Origin of the sequence: Ruixingdingia sedimenti (genome assembly GCF_031432425.1) — a bacterium.
Taxonomy (GTDB): domain Bacteria; phylum Pseudomonadota; class Alphaproteobacteria; order Rhodobacterales; family Rhodobacteraceae; genus Ruixingdingia; species Ruixingdingia sedimenti.
Genome location: NZ_JAVKPH010000012.1, coordinates 49,403 through 64,932, shown reverse-complemented (window position 1 = coordinate 64,932; position 15,530 = coordinate 49,403). Strand labels below are relative to the sequence as shown.

The 15,530-nt window shown below is 69.0% G+C and carries 12 protein-coding genes; 2 read left to right on the top strand and 10 right to left on the bottom strand.

Annotation, left to right across the window (positions count from 1 at the left end; genetic code table 11):
* The 6 genes from RGD00_RS11820 to RGD00_RS11795 form a co-directional block, all read right to left on the bottom strand.
* Nucleotides 1-1,053 carry an acyl-CoA dehydrogenase family protein gene (locus RGD00_RS11820; protein WP_310457533.1) on the bottom strand — a complete coding sequence of 351 codons (1,053 nt, stop codon included), beginning with the start codon at nt 1,051-1,053 and terminating at the stop codon, nt 1-3.
* A 14-nt stretch (nt 1,054-1,067) separates the two neighbouring features.
* Nucleotides 1,068-1,937: a MaoC/PaaZ C-terminal domain-containing protein gene (locus RGD00_RS11815; protein ID WP_310457532.1), complete on the bottom strand. Its 870-nt coding sequence runs from the start codon at nt 1,935-1,937 to the stop codon at nt 1,068-1,070.
* Between the two features lie 263 nt (nt 1,938-2,200).
* Complete coding sequence (locus tag RGD00_RS11810; RefSeq protein ID WP_310457531.1) at nt 2,201-3,595, bottom strand: MmgE/PrpD family protein; 1,395 nt, start codon at nt 3,593-3,595, stop codon at nt 2,201-2,203.
* 12 nt (nt 3,596-3,607) lie between these two features.
* Nucleotides 3,608-4,405: an enoyl-CoA hydratase/isomerase family protein gene (locus RGD00_RS11805; RefSeq protein ID WP_310457530.1), complete on the bottom strand. Its 798-nt coding sequence runs from the start codon at nt 4,403-4,405 to the stop codon at nt 3,608-3,610.
* A 10-nt stretch (nt 4,406-4,415) separates the two neighbouring features.
* Nucleotides 4,416-6,344 (bottom strand): AMP-binding protein, encoded by a 1,929-nt coding sequence (locus tag RGD00_RS11800; RefSeq protein WP_310457529.1) that lies wholly within the window; start codon nt 6,342-6,344, stop codon nt 4,416-4,418.
* Nucleotides 6,345-6,397: 53 nt separating this feature from the next.
* Nucleotides 6,398-7,834: an MmgE/PrpD family protein gene (locus tag RGD00_RS11795; RefSeq protein ID WP_310457582.1), complete on the bottom strand. Its 1,437-nt coding sequence runs from the start codon at nt 7,832-7,834 to the stop codon at nt 6,398-6,400.
* A gap of 424 nt (nt 7,835-8,258) precedes the next feature.
* Here RGD00_RS11795 and RGD00_RS11790 point away from each other — a divergent pair, with 424 nt between their 5' ends.
* Nucleotides 8,259-9,746, top strand: a complete 1,488-nt coding sequence (locus tag RGD00_RS11790; RefSeq protein ID WP_310457528.1) for an aldehyde dehydrogenase family protein — start codon at nt 8,259-8,261, stop codon at nt 9,744-9,746.
* 53 nt (nt 9,747-9,799) lie between these two features.
* Here RGD00_RS11790 and RGD00_RS11785 read toward each other — a convergent pair whose 3' ends face one another.
* Both RGD00_RS11785 and RGD00_RS11780 read right to left on the bottom strand, forming a co-directional pair.
* On the bottom strand, nt 9,800-11,302 hold the full coding sequence (locus RGD00_RS11785; RefSeq protein ID WP_310457527.1) for an aldehyde dehydrogenase: 1,503 nt from the start codon (nt 11,300-11,302) through the stop codon (nt 9,800-9,802).
* A gap of 268 nt (nt 11,303-11,570) precedes the next feature.
* Nucleotides 11,571-11,972 carry an I78 family peptidase inhibitor gene (locus tag RGD00_RS11780; protein ID WP_310457526.1) on the bottom strand — a complete coding sequence of 134 codons (402 nt, stop codon included), beginning with the start codon at nt 11,970-11,972 and terminating at the stop codon, nt 11,571-11,573.
* 167 nt (nt 11,973-12,139) lie between these two features.
* Here RGD00_RS11780 and RGD00_RS11775 point away from each other — a divergent pair, with 167 nt between their 5' ends.
* A complete protein-coding gene (locus tag RGD00_RS11775; RefSeq protein WP_310457525.1) occupies nt 12,140-13,270 on the top strand; it encodes an S-(hydroxymethyl)glutathione dehydrogenase/class III alcohol dehydrogenase in 1,131 nt (376 codons plus the stop codon).
* A gap of 282 nt (nt 13,271-13,552) precedes the next feature.
* Here the strand turns inward: RGD00_RS11775 and RGD00_RS11770 are convergent, their stop codons facing one another.
* Nucleotides 13,553-14,569: a TRAP transporter substrate-binding protein gene (locus RGD00_RS11770; protein ID WP_310457524.1), complete on the bottom strand. Its 1,017-nt coding sequence runs from the start codon at nt 14,567-14,569 to the stop codon at nt 13,553-13,555.
* A gap of 453 nt (nt 14,570-15,022) precedes the next feature.
* Nucleotides 15,023-15,463, bottom strand: coding sequence for a c-type cytochrome (locus RGD00_RS11765; protein ID WP_310457523.1), 441 nt, complete (start codon nt 15,461-15,463; stop codon nt 15,023-15,025).
* Between the last annotated feature and the right edge of the window lie 67 nt (nt 15,464-15,530).

Sequence of the window (15,530 nt, the reverse complement as noted above, 5' to 3'; positions counted from 1 at the left end):
TCAGGCTTCCTCTTTCAGCGGCATCAGGCGGGCGAAATTGGCGCGGTGCCGGCCGGCGCTGCCGAACTGGGTGGCGGTGACGATGGCCTTGCGCAGGTAAAGGCCGATGTCGTGTTCGTCGGTGAACCCGATGCCGCCGTGCAGCTGGATGCAGTCGCGCCCCACCTTCAGCGCCGCGGCAGAGGCGCGCGCCTTGCTGCGCGACACCGCCGCCCGGGTGGCGCGGGTGTCGCCCTGTTCGTCCCACAGCCGCGCGGTGTTCCAGACGCTGGCGCGGGTCAGCTCGATCTCCAGCTTCAGGTCCACCGCCATGTGCTGGAGGATCTGGAAGCTGCCGATGGCCTTGCCGAACTGCACCCGGGTCTTGAGATAGACGACCGTCATGTCCAGCGCCGCGTCCATCATTCCCAGCATATAGGCGGCGGTCGCCAGCGTCGCCTCTGCCAGCGCGGGGGTGGGGTCGGCGGCGATCGGGGTGCCGTGGGCGGCGTCGAGGGTCAGGGTGGCGAAATGACCGCCGTCCTGCGTCTCGAACGTCTCGATGCCCACGCCCGGGGCGTCCGCGTCCACCAGCATCGCGCCGGTGCTGCCCAGGACCAGGAACGCATCCGCCCCCGCCGCCATCGGCACATAGAGCTTTCGCCCCGTCACCCTGCCGCCCGCCACCGCCAGCGGCCCCTGCGGGCCGAGCGTGTCGCGCGCATCGGCCCAGGCCGGGATCACCAGCCGCGCGCCGGTCAGGTGGCCGTCCAGCGCGGCGTCGTCCAGCAGTTGCGCGGCCAGCACCGCCGGGATCAGCGGTTCGGGCACCAGACCATGGCCCAGTTCCTCGGCCAGCACGCAATAGGCCTGCATCCCCAGACCCACGCCGCCGCGATCCTCGGGCAGGCGCAGGGCGGGCCAGCCCATGGTGCACATGTCCGCCCAGACCGCGCGGTCGAAGCCGGGGGTGGTGTAGCGCAGCTTGCGGATGCGCGACAGGTCGCCGCGGCTGACGATGCCGCGCGCGCTGTCGCGGATCATCTCCAGCGAGGAAAGGGTTTCGGCGTCCATCATCTCGGCTCCGTTCACGCTTGGCAGGGCAGGCCGACCGTGGCCATGCCGCCCTCGATCACGACCGCGCCGCGTTCGGGGACAAGGGCCCGGAAGCTGCCGTCGGTCCAGATTTCGGTGCGGATCGTCTCGCCCGGGTAGACGGGTCTGGAAAACCGCAACTGCATCCCGCGCAGGTCGCCGGCGCGGTAATCGCACAGGCCCCGCAGCAGCGCATGCGCCACCACCCCCATCGTGCAAAGCCCGTGCAGGATCGGCCGCTCGAACCCCAGTTTGCGCGCCAGCGCCGGGTCGCTGTGCAGCGGGTTGAGATCGCCGTTGAGACGGTAGAGCAGCGCCTGTTCCGCCCCGGTGGCCAGATCGACGGTCAGGTCGGGCGGGCCGTCGGGGGGGCTGGCGGTGGCGGCGGGGCCGCCGGATTCGGCGCTGCCGCCGAAACCGCCGCCGTCGCGGATGAAGGTCGTCCGGTCCAGCCGCGCGAAGATGCGGCCGGTATCGTCGGACAGTTCCGTCTGCGACAGGATCAGCCCGGCCTTGCCCGGGCCCTTGTCCAGCACCTCGACCACCCGGGTGCGGCTGCCCACCGCGCCCTGCGCGGGGATGGGGCCCAGGATCTCGAACCCCTGCGCGGCATGCAGCACCGCCGTCGGGTCCACCCCCGATTGCGGATCGCCCAGCCAGAAGCCGGGATGCGCCATCACCAGCACCATCGCCGGCATGACCACGGGCCCCTGCAACGGATCGACATAGGCCAGTTGCCGGGTGTCCAGCGGGTCGCGCCCCATGCCGATGGACAGCGCATAGAAGGCGAGGTCGTCGGGGCGCAGCATCTGGCGCATCTCGGGGATGCGGAAGGCCATCAGCTTGTCGATGTCGATGGGCATGGTCTCTCCTGTCCGCGCGGGGCCGGGGGTGGTGCGGGGCCGCCTGTCGGGGCCGGCCCGTCTGGCGCGTCGACATGTCCTCTGTTCGCGGCCGCAGGGGCGCGGCCATCTTCGTCCATGGCTTCCGCGGCGCAGACCGCCGCGGGCCGTACTGTCTTGTTGTCATGCCGCCGGGGGGCTTGCCAGCGAATCGCCGTGCAGGAAGTCATTGAGGTGGCAGAGGAAAAGCCTATGGCTTTGCCCCGCCCGCCCCCGGCGCCGCGTCACGCCCGCAACAGCGCCGCCATATCCGCCGCACGCATCCCGGGCGGGCAGGCGGTGATCGCCGCCAGCAGCGCGGCGGACCGTTCCGCCCCCATCCGCCTGACCGTCAGGTCGTGGAACTTGGCGTCCAGATCCGCCTGCGACATCGGGTTTTCCGCGGTGCCCAGAGGGTCGGCGATGAACAGATCCTCGGTGCTGCCGTCCTCGTACCGCACGGCGACGGCACCGACCCATTTCCCGGCATGGCTGGTGTCGAGTTCCGGCCGCCTGACGATCTTCACCTTGCGCGCAAGCTGCGCCACGGGGCTGTCTTCCGACAGGTCGAGCCGCCCTTCCATGAAGTCCTGATGCGTCTCGAACCCGTTGCCCTTGCCCAGAAGCGACAGCGCGAACTGGAAGGGCAGGCTGTATTGCAGATGTTCGATCCGCTGCGGCGCATAGGCGTTGATGTTGGCATTGCCGACGATGATGTCGCCGCCGGTCTGGATACCCAGTTCCACCCCCGCGATCTGCCCCGCGCGGTTGCCCAGTTGCCGCGCGCCGTCGACATAGGCGTGGTTGATGCCGCAGCAGCAATAGGGCTTGATCCAGAGCCGCCCGACCTCGTATTGCGCGCCCGCGCCGAAGGCATCGGCGCCGTTGGCGGCCGGCGGGCGGCCGATGAAGGTACGGAAGAAGCCCTTGGCGCCCGACAGGAAGGCGAAGGGCCCGGTGATCCCGGCCTCTGCCATTTCGGCGGCGCGGATGCCGTTGCGGGTGCCGATCCCGGCATGCACGCGCTTCACCGACCCGCCGGAGGACGTGTATTCGGTGGTGCCCGAACAATGGCTCATCGCGATGGCCAGCGCGTGGACCGTGCGTTCCAGGCTGAAGCGGCGCATTCTGGCGACCACGGCGGCGGCGCCGAAGTTCGACAGGACCGCATGGGGATGGAAACCGCGTTCCAGCAGTTCCGGCGCGGCGAGGATGCCGATGCGGGTGTAGACCTCGTATCCCGCGACGATGCCTTCCAGCACCTCGCGCATGGTCGCGCCCATTTCCTCGCCCACGGCCAGCGCGGCGGGCACCACGCAGCTGCCCGGGTGGCTGGAACTGGCGCGGTGGGCGTCGTCGTATTCGAACCCGTGGCCGAAGGTGCCGTTGACGAAGGCGGCGTCGGCCGCGCTCATCCGGTCGGGCGACATCGTGACCTGCGCCTTGCCCGGCACATGCGCGCGGCGGGTGAGGTTGAGGATCGTCTGGCTCCACGGCAGGCTTTCGCAGCCGATCTGCACGGCCAGCTGGTCCTGCATCAGGCGGCGCGCGCCGTTCAGCGCCTCGGGCGGCAGCTTGTCATGGCTCAGATCCACGACCAGCCGGGCCACGGCCTCTTCAAGCGGGGGAATGTTCGACATGGGATCCTCGGATCAGAACGATTTGAAATCCGGCGCGCGTTTTTCGAGGTACGAGGCCAGCCCCTCTTTCACCTCGGGCCCGCCGAAACCCAGAAGCTCCAGCGCCAGCGAGGCGTCGAAGGCGGGCCCGGCGCTGCGCAGCCAGTTGTTGAGCGAATGCTTGGTCCAGCGGATCGCGGTCGGCGCGCCTTCGGCCAGCCGCACGGCGACGGACAGCGCGCGGTCCTGCAACTCCTCGGGTTCCACGGCGAGCGAGATCAGGCCGATGCGTTCGGCCTCTTCCCCGCTCATCGGTTCGCACAGCATCAGGTAGTATTTCGCCTTGGCGATCCCGCAGAGCAGCGGCCAGATGATCGCCGCATGATCGCCCGCCGCGACGCCGAGCCGGGTGTGGCCATCGACGATGCGTGCCGTTTTCGACGCGATGGAAATATCCGCCAGCAGCGCCGCCACCAGCCCGGCCCCCACCGCCGGCCCCTGGATGGCCGAGACGATGGGCTTTTCGCAGTCGAGGATGTTGTGCACCAGTTCGCGCGCCTCGTGCCACATGCGTACGCGGGCCTGGAAATCCTCGGTCAGTTCCTGCACCAGCGAAAAGTCGCCCCCCGCGGAAAACGCCCGGCCCTCGGAACACAGCAGGACGGAACGCACCCGGGCGTCCTTGTGGATCTGTTTCCACACATCCGCGATTTCCTGATGGCCGCGCTTGTCGAGGGTGTTCAGCGTCTCGGGCCGGTTCAGCGTCAGGCGCAGCACGCCGTCATGGGGCATGTCGGCGCGGAACGCGGTGAAATGGGTATAGCCGTCCATCGGTCTCTCCTTAATGCGTGCCGAGCGCGGCGATTTCGTCCAGCGCCGCGGGATTGTCGAGCGAGGACAGGTCGCCCAGTTTTTCCCCGCCATAGGCCTGCCGGATCAACCGGCGCATGATCTTGCCCGAACGGGTCTTGGGCAGTTGCGTCACCACATGCACCTTCGCGGGCTTGAAGGGCTTGCCGAGGCGGTCGCCCACCGCATCGGCCGCCCGTTTCGCCAGATCGTCGCGGTCGCCCGCGAAACCGGGCATGGGCAGCACGAACACGATCAGCTTCTGCCCCTTGACCGCATCGCTGATGCCGACCGCCGCGGCCTCTGAAATCTCGGACATTTCCAGCACGACCTCCTCGACCTCTGCCGGGCCGAGCCGCTTGCCCGCGACCTTGAGCGTATCGTCCGACCGGCCCATCATCACAAAGCCGCCGTCCGGCGTTTTCACCGCCAGATCGCCATGCACCCAAAGGCCGGGGATCGTGGTCCAGTAGCTGTCGAGATAGCGCGCGTCGTCCTGCCAGAAACTGGCCGTCATGCCGACGAAGGGGCCGCGGATCACCAGTTCGCCGACTTCGCCCATGACGGGCCTGCCGGTGGCGTCGGTCACGGTCACGTCGATGCCGGGGGATGCGGTGTTGAACCCGCCCGGCGCGATGGGTTTCACCTGCACGCTGGACAGCAGCGCGCCCGACACCTCGGTCCCGCCGGTATAGTTGATCAGCGGGCTGCCGTTGGCGGCGAACACGTTCTGGAACCACAGGAAATGTTCGGCGTCGATGACCTCGCCCGCGGTGATCAGCAGTTGCAGGCCGGACCGGTCGTGTCGCAGCGCCAGCGCCTCGTTCGCGGCCAAGCCCCGGATCAGCGTGGGGGCCGATCCGTAATGCGTGATGCGGTGATCCGCGATCAGCTTGCCCATGCGCGACCAGTCGGGGAAATCCGGCGCGCCGGAATAGAGCACCAGCGTCGCCCCGCGCAGCAGCGCCGTGGCCAGCACCAGCGTACCCGCGATCCAGCCCATGTCGGCGGGCCAGCAGAACACGTCGCCCGGCCCCACGTTGAAATGCACCGCGGAATCATGCGCGATGCGCAGCGGAAAGCCGCCATGGGTATGCACCGGCCCCTTGGGCTTGCCGGTGGTGCCCGAGGTGTAGATGACCATGAACGGATCCATCGGGTCCATCACCTCGGCCGGGCGGTTGTCGTCCGCCGTGGCGGCGACGGCCGTCCAGTCCAGATCCCCCTGGGGCGCGGCCACGCCCGGGGCACATTTCCAGATCACCTTCTGCACCGAGGGCAGTTGCCCCCGCGCGGTCTGGATCACCGGCTGCATGTCCACATATTTCCCGCGCCGGAAAAAGCCGGTGGTGGCGATCACCGCCCTGGCCGCGCTCGGTTCCAGCCGCGACACCACGGCCTCTGCCCCGAAACCGGAAAAAAGCGGCACCACGATCGCGCCCATATGGGCCAGCGCCAGCAGGGAAACGGTGGCCTCTATCCCGTTGTCGCACAGCAGGCCCACCCGGTCGCCCCGCCCGATGCCTTCGGCCCGCAGCCCGGCGGCAAAGCGGCGGATCATGACGGCAAGTTCGGCAAAGGTCAGGCGGCGGACGGAACCGTCCTCTGCCTCGTCGATCACGGCGATGCGGTCCGGGGCGGTTTCGGCATGGGCCAGAACGGTATCGACCCAGTTCAGCCGCCCGCCCGGAAACCAGCGCGGAAATTCCCTGCCGCGCGACAGATCGACATAATCATCGGGCGCGCGGTTCCACCGGATGCCCAGAAAGTCGATGGCCGCCCGCCAGTAGACATCGGGCTTTTCGACCGACAGCGCCAGAAGCGCGTCATAATCCGCCACGCCGAGCCTTTCGGCCAGCCTGAGGACATGGGCCTTTTCGAAATGGCGCTGTTGCGGGATCCAGGATTGGCTCGCGTTCATGCAGGGTCTCCGGTTGCGCGGGCCCCTTCGGCGGGGCCGCGCCTTGGGTCAGGTCAGGCGGCGGCGGCCGTGCCCGGGGTGGGTGCGGTCAGGCGCATGATCTCGCCCATGTCCTCGACCTTGGCGAGGTTCATCGCCAGATCGACGATCCGTTCCGCATTCGCCCGGGGCAGGATGCCGTCGACGTTGTTCAGGAATTTGGCGATCAGTTCCCCGTCGGTCATGAAGCTGGCCGGGTCGGGGGATTTGGACCCCTTGGGATAGCGCCGTTCGCCGGTGAAGATCTGGCCGCGCGCCCTGATTTCCAGTTTCGCCGGGCGGCTGGCGGCATTGCCGGTCAGCAGCTTGACGTAATCGGGGTGCACCTCGTGCGTGACCTTCTTCATCAGGTTCATCACCGAGTCGCCGAAGATCAGGCCGGGGTCCATCCACGCGCGCCCCGGGGGCACGCGATGGGCGCCCACCGCGATGCCGTGGGCGATGGAAAACTGCGCGTCGTGCGGGGTCAGGATTTCGCGGTTCAGCCAGACGGGCTGTTCCACCATCCCCTCGACAAAGACCTTGATGCCCTCGATCTCCTCGACCCCGATCCGGTTGGTGTCGAGCATCTCGGTCATCTCGTCGATCAGCGCGTGCAGGATGCGGCAATGCGGGTAGGGCTTGAAGGTCGACAGCTGGACGAAGCGCCATTCCTCGCCGAGGTTTTCCACCATCCTGTCGGCGAACCAGCGCCGCGTGCCGATGAAGCGGCGATAGCCGAATTCCGCGTCGTCGAGGATCTGGATGTCGCCGCGATGGCCCAGTTCCGCCGCATAGGCCGCGGTGAAGGCCGATTGGGTCAGCACGCCCGCATGCAGGTACTTGATCGTCGAGGACGGCGCATGCTGGAACCACGCCACCTGCGAATTGACCGGCGAGATCGAGCCCGCGACGCCGAGGCCGTTGGCCAGCACCTCCTCGGAATGGCCGCGCAGCATGCCGATGGCGGCGGCGGCGCCGAAGATCGTCTCGGCATAGCCGAAGACCGGCGGCGGGTCGACCTTGCCGTCCTTGGTGTCGCGCAGATAGTCCATCCCCATGCCGATGCGGCAGGAAATCTCGTGCCCGACGGCGATGGCCTCGATCACCGACCGGCCGTCCTTCGCCAGCGATTCCCCGACCGCCATGATGCCGGGCAGCACATAGGGGGTGACATGGCCGGGCGGCATCACCGCGTCCATGTCGAGGGTGTTGATCAACTCGCCGTTCGCGAAGGCCGCGCCGAAGACCGACACCCGGTCGCCGGTGCCCATGATCGTCGCATCGCCCGCGCCCACCGGCCCGCCGGTCAGGCGGCCGTATTCGATGCCCGCCTTGCCCTTGAGTTCGTAGATCCCCGCCACCGCGACGCCGATGGAATCGAGCAGGATGCGGCAGGATTCGTTCACCGCCTCTGCCGGCAGATCCGTCAGGGTGGTGGATTTCGCCAGACGGGCGAATTTCTGAACCATTGTCGTCACGGCAGGTCCTCCCCTTCATGCCGGGCTGCGGGCCGCAGCGGAACGGGGCAGGGCCCCGCCCGGTGACGCGCCGATCATGGCACGAACACCGATCCGAGGCATGCCCCCGTGCGGGACAGGGCCGGCTGGTCCCTGCACCGTTGCTACCCACAGCTCGGGGGCGCGACCATCCCGTTTTTCTTTGACTGGTCATAGGCGGAACCTGTGGTTCGCCCCCGCTGGCCGCCCCGGACTGCGGGGGCGGCGCGAAGGTGGTATCATCGTGCGTTCGCGCCGTATCGGGCGGCCGCGGCGGGCGGTCTGGATAGGGTTTCCCTATGGCTGCGGCAGGAATTTCCTGCCCCCGCCGCCCCTGTTCAAACCCCTTCCCAGCCGCTTTGATGCGCGCGGCAGCACGCGAGGAGGAGGGGCGCGCATGACGGTTCAAGGGGCAACGCCGGTCGAGGTTCCGGCATTCATCGGCGGCACCAAGAAGATGCTGATCGGCGGCAACTGGGTGGATGCCGCCTCTGGCGAGGTGCTGGACGCGATCAACCCGGCCACGGGCGAACATCTGTGCCGCATCGCCAAGGGCGGCAAGGAAGACATCGACCGCGCCGTCGCCGCCGCCCGCAAGGCGTTCGAGGGCGAGTGGAGCCGCTTCACCCCGCATCAGCGGCGCAAGCTGATGCACCGGGTCCATGACGCGCTGATGGACAATTTCGACGAACTGGCGATGATCGAGACGATGGACATGGGTGCGCCGCTGCTGCGCACCCGGGCCTATCGCGACTGGATCTCGCAACTGCTGCTGTTCTTCGCCGGCCAGTGCGAGTCGGGTGGCATCGCGCCGTCGCGCAATTCGCTGCCCGGGAACTTCCTGACGCTGCGGCAGATGGCGCCGGTGGGGGTCGTCGGCGGGATCATCCCGTGGAACGGGCCCTTGATGGGCATGTGGTGGGTCTATGGCCCCGCGCTGGCGACCGGCTGCACCGCGGTGCTGAAACCGGCCGAGGATGCCTCGCTGTCGGTGCTGCGCGTGTCGGAACTGATGCTGGAGGCGGGGGTGCCGGAGGGTGTCATCAACGTGGTGACGGGCCTCGGCCGTGACGCGGGGCAGGCGCTGGCCGAACATATGGATGTGGACCGGATCGCCTTTACCGGGTCCGTCCCCACGGCGCAGGCGATCGTGCGGGCCTCCGCCGGCAACCTCAAGCGGCTGCAGCTGGAACTGGGCGGCAAGTCGCCCGACATCGTGTTCGCCGATGCCGATCTGGACAAGGCGGTGCCGGGCGCGGCGATGGGGGTCTATACCAACAGCGGGCAGATCTGCGTCGCCGGCAGCCGGATCTTCGTCCAGCGGTCGATCCATGACGAATTCGTGGAACGGCTCAAGACCTTCGCCGGGTCGATCCGCGTCGGTAACGGGCTCGACCCTGCGACGCAGATCGGGCCGCTGATCTCTCAGCGGCAACTCGACCGGGTGATGCATTACATCGGCGTCGGCGGGGGCGAGGCGACGCTGGCCGCGGGCGGGCGGCGGCTCGGCGGCGATCTGGCGGGCGGGTTCTTCGTGGAACCGACCGTCTTTGCCGGCGCCGACAACACGATGACCATCGCGCGCGAGGAAATCTTCGGCCCCGTCGCCTCGGTCATCCCCTTCGACGATGCCGAAGATGCGCTGCGGCTGGCCAACGATACGCCCTACGGCCTTGCCGGCGGGGTCTGGACGCAGAACGTGTCCACCGCCCACAAGGTCGCGCAGCGCATCCAGGCCGGGACGGTCTGGGTCAACTGCTATGGCGTCATCGACCCCGCCGTCGGCTTCGGCGGCACGAAGATGAGCGGCTATGGCTGGAAGGGCGCGCGGGACCATGTGGAAAGCTTCCTCTACCCGAAAGCGATCTACATGAACCTCGACTGAGGCTTGGTGCGGGACAGGAAAGGCCCCGTGGGATGCCACGGGGCCTTTCGCGTTCAGGCATAGGGGTTTGCGGCCTGCCCGGTGGTGGAAATCACCGTGGTGCGGGTTTCCAGATAGGGGTCCAGCGCGTCGATGCCGTTTTCGCGGCCCCATCCGCTTTGGCGGAACCCGCCGTAGGGGGTGGACCAGCGCAGAAAGCGGTAGGTGTTGACCCAGACGATGCCCGCCTCGATCCGGTTCGCCACCCGGTGCGCGCGGCCCAGATCGTTCGTCCACAGGCCCGAGGTCAGGCCATAGGGCGTGTCGTTGGCGATCTCGACCGCCTCGTCCTCGCCCTCGAAGGGGATGATGGTGGCCACGGGGCCAAAGATTTCCTCGCGCGCGATGCGCATCCGGTTGTCGGCCCCGGCATAGACGGTGGGTTCGACGAAATAGCCCTCTGCCAGCCCCGGTGCGTCGATGCGGCGGCCGCCGGCGATCAGTTCGGCGCCCTCGGCCCGGCCGATGTCGAAATAGGACAGCGTCTTTTCCAGCTGCTGGCGGCTGTTCTGCGGCCCCATCCGGGTCGCCTCGTCCAGCGGCATGCCCACCTTCACCGTCGCCGCCCGGGCGCGGAACATCTCGACCACGCGGTCATAGACGGGCCGTTCCACCAGCACCCGCGCGCCGAGCGCGCAGCTTTGCCCGCAGTTCGTCCAGGCCGAAGAGGTGGCCGAATTCAGCGCCTGTTCCAGATCGGCATCGGCAAAGATGATATGGGGCGCCTTGCCGCCAAGCTCGAAGGTGAAGCGTTTCAGCGTGTCGGCCCCGGTGCGCAGCATCTGTTTCGCCGTCGCCCCCGCGCCGGTGAAGGAAATCTTGTCGACCCCCGGATGGGCCACCAGATGCTCGCCCACCGCGCGCCCGTTGCCGGGCACGATGTTCAGCACGCCGGGCGGCAGCCCCGCCTGTTGCGCGATCCGGCCCAGCAACAGCGTCGTCACCGGCGTGTTGTCAGACGGCTTGACCACCAGCGTGCAGCCCGCCGCCAGCGCCGCGCCGAGCTTGAGGCAGATCGTCAGCAGCGGTGCGTTCCACGGTGTGATCGCGCCGACGACCCCCACCGGCACCCGGGTGGTGAAGCAATGCACGCTGTCGTCGATCGGGATCGTGGCGCCCTGCGCCTTGTCGGCCAGCGAGGCGAACCACTGGTACCATTGCACATGCGCGCCCAGATCGGCGCGGCAGTCCACGATGATCCGCCCGCTGTCGCGCGATTCCAGCACCGCCATTTCCGGAATCGCCGCCTGATAGGCATCGGCGAAGCGGCGCAGGACGGCGGCGCGTTCGTGCCCCGGCATGCGCCGCCACGGGCCGCGGAAGGCCGCCCGCGCGGCCTCGACCGCGAGGTCGATGTCCCCCCGGCCGCCCATCGCCACCAGCGCCCAAGGGCGGCCCGTGGCGGGGTCGATGCTTTCGATCATCCCGCCGTCGATGGGCTTGACCCATTGGCCGTTGATATAGAGATGCTCGAACCGTTCCAGCGGCGCGCCCGCGGCCTGCGTGGCCTGTGCCATGATGCCCTCCTCGGTCAGTCCGGGGCAGGATCGCGCCGCCCGGCCATGGCCGCAACGGCGCCGGCCATCGGGCGTCCGCGAGGGGACATAGGGTTTTCCTGTTGCCGGGGATGCAATGGCGGGCGCGGCGCCGGGGCGCTGCCCCGGACCCCGGGATATTTAAGGACAGAAAATGAAGAGGGCGGCGCCTGCCGCTTCGCCTTTTCCCAAATACTCCCGCCGGAGGCGCCCCGTTCTTTCCACCGGCAGGCCCGCCGGGGTGGCGGCCCTAGCCGCAGTGGATGCGGGTGATGATCTCTGCCCCGTCCAGGCTGACGTTCAGCCGCGTGGCGCTGTAGTCCATCGTCACCATCGTGCCGGGGCGGATGATGCGGACGCGGCCCTTGGCGGTGCGGGGATCGAAGGCCGACAGCGGCTGGCCCACCAGCGGCTGGAGCGCCGCCGCGCCGCAGGCGTCGGCCTCGTCCGGCGGGGGGGCGGGGGGCTTCATGGCGCCGAATCCTTGCGGGGGTTTCATCGCGGGGCGTCCTTCCGGGATGGGGGCCTCGACAGCGGCCCCCGGGCGGGGCGTTTCCGCCGCGCCGCCGGCCGGGGGGGCGGCCACGCAGGCGGCCAGCGCCGCGATGGCGGCGGCGAAGATCAGGGCGGGGGCGCGGCGGGGGGCGTGCATCGGGGCTCCGGTCTGGTCCGTGCCAGCTTGGGCCATCGGGCGCGCGGCGGCAATCCCCCTACCCTCACCATCGCGCGACCGCACCGCCCCGGATCGCAGCCCCGTGGTTGCAATCCGTGCCGATTTGCCCCAGCCTGCCGCCCGCAGTCCAAGGAGGAACCGAACCCATGCGCACCCGTGCCGCCGTCGCCGTCGCCCCCGGCAAACCGCTCGAGATCATGGAGGTGAACCTCGACGGCCCCAAGGCGGGCGAGGTGCTGGTCGAGATCAAGGCGACCGGGATCTGCCATACCGACGAATTCACCCTGTCGGGCGCCGACCCCGAGGGGATCTTTCCCGCCATCCTCGGCCATGAGGGCGCGGGCGTGGTGATCGAGGTGGGCGAGGGCGTGACCACGCTGAAGCCGGGCGATCATGTGATCCCGCTCTATACCCCCGAATGCCGCGAATGCCCGAGCTGCCTCAGCCGCAAGACCAACCTCTGCACCGCGATCCGCGCGACGCAGGGGCAGGGGCTGATGCCGGACGGGACGACGCGGTTTTCCATGCTCGACGGCACGCCGATCTATCACTACATGGGCTGTTCCACCTTCGCCAACCACACCGTGCTGCCGGAAATCGCGCTGGCCAAGGTGGATCCCTCGGCGCCCTTCGACAAGATCTGCTACATCGGCTGCGGCGTGACCACCGGCATCGGTGCGGTGCTCAACACCGCGCAGGTGGAAATCGGGGCGAAGGCGGTGGTGTTCGGGCTCGGCGGGATCGGGCTCAACGTGATCCAGGGGCTGAAGATGGCCGGGGCCGACATGATCATCGGCGTCGACCTGAACAACGACAAGAAGGAATGGGGCGAGCGGTTCGGCATGACCCATTTCGTCAACCCGAAAGAGATCGAGGGGTCCGTCGTCAACCATATCGTCGAGATGACCAAGACCCCCTTCGACCGGATCGGGGGCGCGGATTATTCGTTCGACTGCACCGGCAACGTCAAGGTGATGCGCGATGCGCTGGAATGCACGCACCGGGGCTGGGGCGTGTCGGTGGTGATCGGCGTCGCGCCCGCGGGGGCGGAAATCCAGACGCGGCCCTTCCAGCTGGTGACGGGCCGGGTATGGAAGGGCACCGCCTTCGGCGGCGCGCGGGGGCGGACGGATGTGCCGAAGATCGTCGACTGGTACATGTCGGGCAAGATCGAGATCGACCCGATGATCACCCACACCCTGACGCTGGACGAGATCAACAAGGGCTTCGATCTGATGCATGCGGGCAAGTCGATCCGCGCGGTGGTGGTGTTCTGATCGGGCCGGGGCGCGCCCCGGCCTACAGCCTGCGTCATCGGTGGGGCATCCGCCCGGCGGCGGTGCGGGCGGAAGGGGCGGGGCCGCGCCGCGTGGGGATATTTCGGGACAGAAAGTGACGCACGCCGTTTCATGCGTGCGGCGGGCCGGCAGGGCCGGTTTCCGCGGCCGTACCGCGCGCGAAGGTCGGGTGCGCCCGACGATGCGGGGCGGGGCCTGCCCCGGACGGGCCAGGGGAAAAGGCGCGGGCGGGACCCGCGCCTTTTGTCATGCGGGGGCGGATCAGAACGCCGGGTCCGCCGCGCGATAGGCGTCGAGCAGCGCGCTGCCGTTCTTGCCCTGGGCGTCCATTTCCTTTGCCCAGTCCTCGGCCACCGAGGACAGCGCCGTCTGCCACAGGTCGCGTTCTTCCTGCGACAGTTCGACCACCGTGAACCCGGCCTTGGCCACGATCTCGTCGCGGAACATGGCTTCCTGCCGGTCCTGCGCCTCGCAGAGGTTGCGCTGCGCCTTGGCGGCGGCCGCGTCGAACACCGTCTTCATGTCGTCGGACAGGCTGTCCCAGCCCTTCTGGCTCATCGCGATCAGGATGCTGCCGGAACCGAGCATCGCGCCCTGGGTGCCGTAGTGCAGCACCTCTTCCAGCTTGTAGGGCGTGACGCCGCCATAGGGGTAGACCGCGCCGTCGATGGTGCCGCGGCTGGAGGCGTCGTACATCTCGCTCGACGGTACGCGCACCGGCACCGCGCCGAGCGCGCGGATCGTCTTGTCCATCGCCGGGCCGTTGGCGCGGATCTTGAGCCCCTCGAGTTCGGCCTTGGTGCCGACGGCCTTGCGGGTGGTCATCAGCGTGTAGGGCGGCAGCGTCAGCACATAGAGCACCCGGATGCCGAGCGGGTCGTATTCCGCCACGTCGATCGGCCCGCCCTCTTTCGCCAGATGCCAGAACCGGCCCGTGCCCTCGCAGGCGCTGGCATAGAGGCCCGGCAGTTCCGACACCGAACTGACGGGGAATTTCTCGGGCGCGTAGGAGGTGGCGATGATCGAGATATCGGCAAGACCAGAGGTCACGACGGCGAGGTTGTCCTTGCCCAACTGGCCGGCGGGGAACACTTCCCATTTGGTGTTGCCGCCGGTGGCCTCGGTCACGGCATCGGTGAAGACCTGACCGCCATCGACCCAGAGAGGGTGCGTCGCGGGCAGGAAATGCGCGAATTTGTAGGTGGTTTCCTGGGCCGCCGCCGGCAGGGCCAGCGCGAGCGCCGCCGAGGCGAGCAGGGTGGAAAGCTTGGGCGACATGGTTCCTCCGCGTCAATCGTTATGTGGGGCCGCCGGCCGGGGTCAGGGGGGCCGGGCCGCCGCCCAAGGTGAAGGGAAGCCGCCTCATTTCAAGAAAAATGCCCGAAGGCAGGGCGAACGCCTGTAGCACCCCCACGCTGAGCCTATGGCTGCGGGCCCGTAGGCGCGCAGGAAAGGCCGCCGGGGCGAGCGCCGGCCTACGGATGCGCGGGCGCCGGGGCCCGCCCGGCCGTGCCGCGGGCGGAAGGGGCGGCGGCCTCCGGCGGGGATATTCGGATCCAGCCTGAAAAGGCGGTTGCGCCTTCCGGTTTGCGGGGGCGGAGGGGCGCGACGCCGGTTCGGGAACCGGCCTGCGCGGGTGGCGCCCCGGCCCTGACCGCGTCATCGGAAAGCCCGGCCGCAAGGGCCGGGCTTCATTGGGGGCGCGGCCCGGCGGCCGCGCGGCAGGTCGCATCAGTCGAGGCGGTAGGTTTCGTGGCAGCTCTTGCAGGCGCCGCCGATGGCGCCCATGCCGGCGCGCACCCCGTCGAGCGAGGCGGTATCCACCGCCTCGGCCGCGGCCACCAGCGCCTCGGCCTTCTGCACGTAGTCGTCCCATCCGGTCCAGATCTCCGGCTTCGCCTCGGATTTGGGGTCGCCCTCCTGGGGTTCGAACTTCACCGGGATCTCTGCCGCCGCGGCGGCCAGTTCCGCCTTGGCCGCCGCCGCCGCCGCCGGGTCGAAGGCGGTCTTGCCGCCCGCCATGTCGCCCAGGACCGCGGTGTTGCGGCGGATGGTCTGCATCGTGTCCTGCCGCGCCTTGACGGTGGGGTTCGTCACCCCCTCTTTCGCGAAAAGGGCGGTGCCCGCGGACAGCGCAAGGCTCAGGGCGAGGGTCATGTGGATGGGCTTCACGTTTGGCTCCCTTGTGGCGGGTTGCTGGGACTGGACTTTGCGCCCCGACTATACCCGCCACGCGCCG

Bases quoted from the DNA above. Each gene is read 5' to 3' on its own strand.
- RGD00_RS11780 (WP_310457526.1), bottom strand. From the start codon at position 11,972: ATGCACGCCCCCCGCCGCGCCCCCGCCCTGATCTTCGCCGCCGCCATC.
- RGD00_RS11770 (WP_310457524.1), bottom strand. From the start codon at position 14,569: ATGTCGCCCAAGCTTTCCACCCTGCTCGCCTCGGCGGCGCTCGCGCTG.
- RGD00_RS11815 (WP_310457532.1), bottom strand. From the start codon at position 1,937: ATGCCCATCGACATCGACAAGCTGATGGCCTTCCGCATCCCCGAGATG.
- RGD00_RS11790 (WP_310457528.1), top strand. From the start codon at position 8,259: ATGACGGTTCAAGGGGCAACGCCGGTCGAGGTTCCGGCATTCATCGGC.
- RGD00_RS11775 (WP_310457525.1), top strand. From the start codon at position 12,140: ATGCGCACCCGTGCCGCCGTCGCCGTCGCCCCCGGCAAACCGCTCGAG.
- RGD00_RS11795 (WP_310457582.1), bottom strand. From the start codon at position 7,834: ATGGTTCAGAAATTCGCCCGTCTGGCGAAATCCACCACCCTGACGGAT.
- RGD00_RS11785 (WP_310457527.1), bottom strand. From the start codon at position 11,302: ATGGCACAGGCCACGCAGGCCGCGGGCGCGCCGCTGGAACGGTTCGAG.
- RGD00_RS11810 (WP_310457531.1), bottom strand. From the start codon at position 3,595: ATGTCGAACATTCCCCCGCTTGAAGAGGCCGTGGCCCGGCTGGTCGTG.
- RGD00_RS11800 (WP_310457529.1), bottom strand. From the start codon at position 6,344: ATGAACGCGAGCCAATCCTGGATCCCGCAACAGCGCCATTTCGAAAAG.
- RGD00_RS11820 (WP_310457533.1), bottom strand. From the start codon at position 1,053: ATGGACGCCGAAACCCTTTCCTCGCTGGAGATGATCCGCGACAGCGCG.
- RGD00_RS11805 (WP_310457530.1), bottom strand. From the start codon at position 4,405: ATGGACGGCTATACCCATTTCACCGCGTTCCGCGCCGACATGCCCCAT.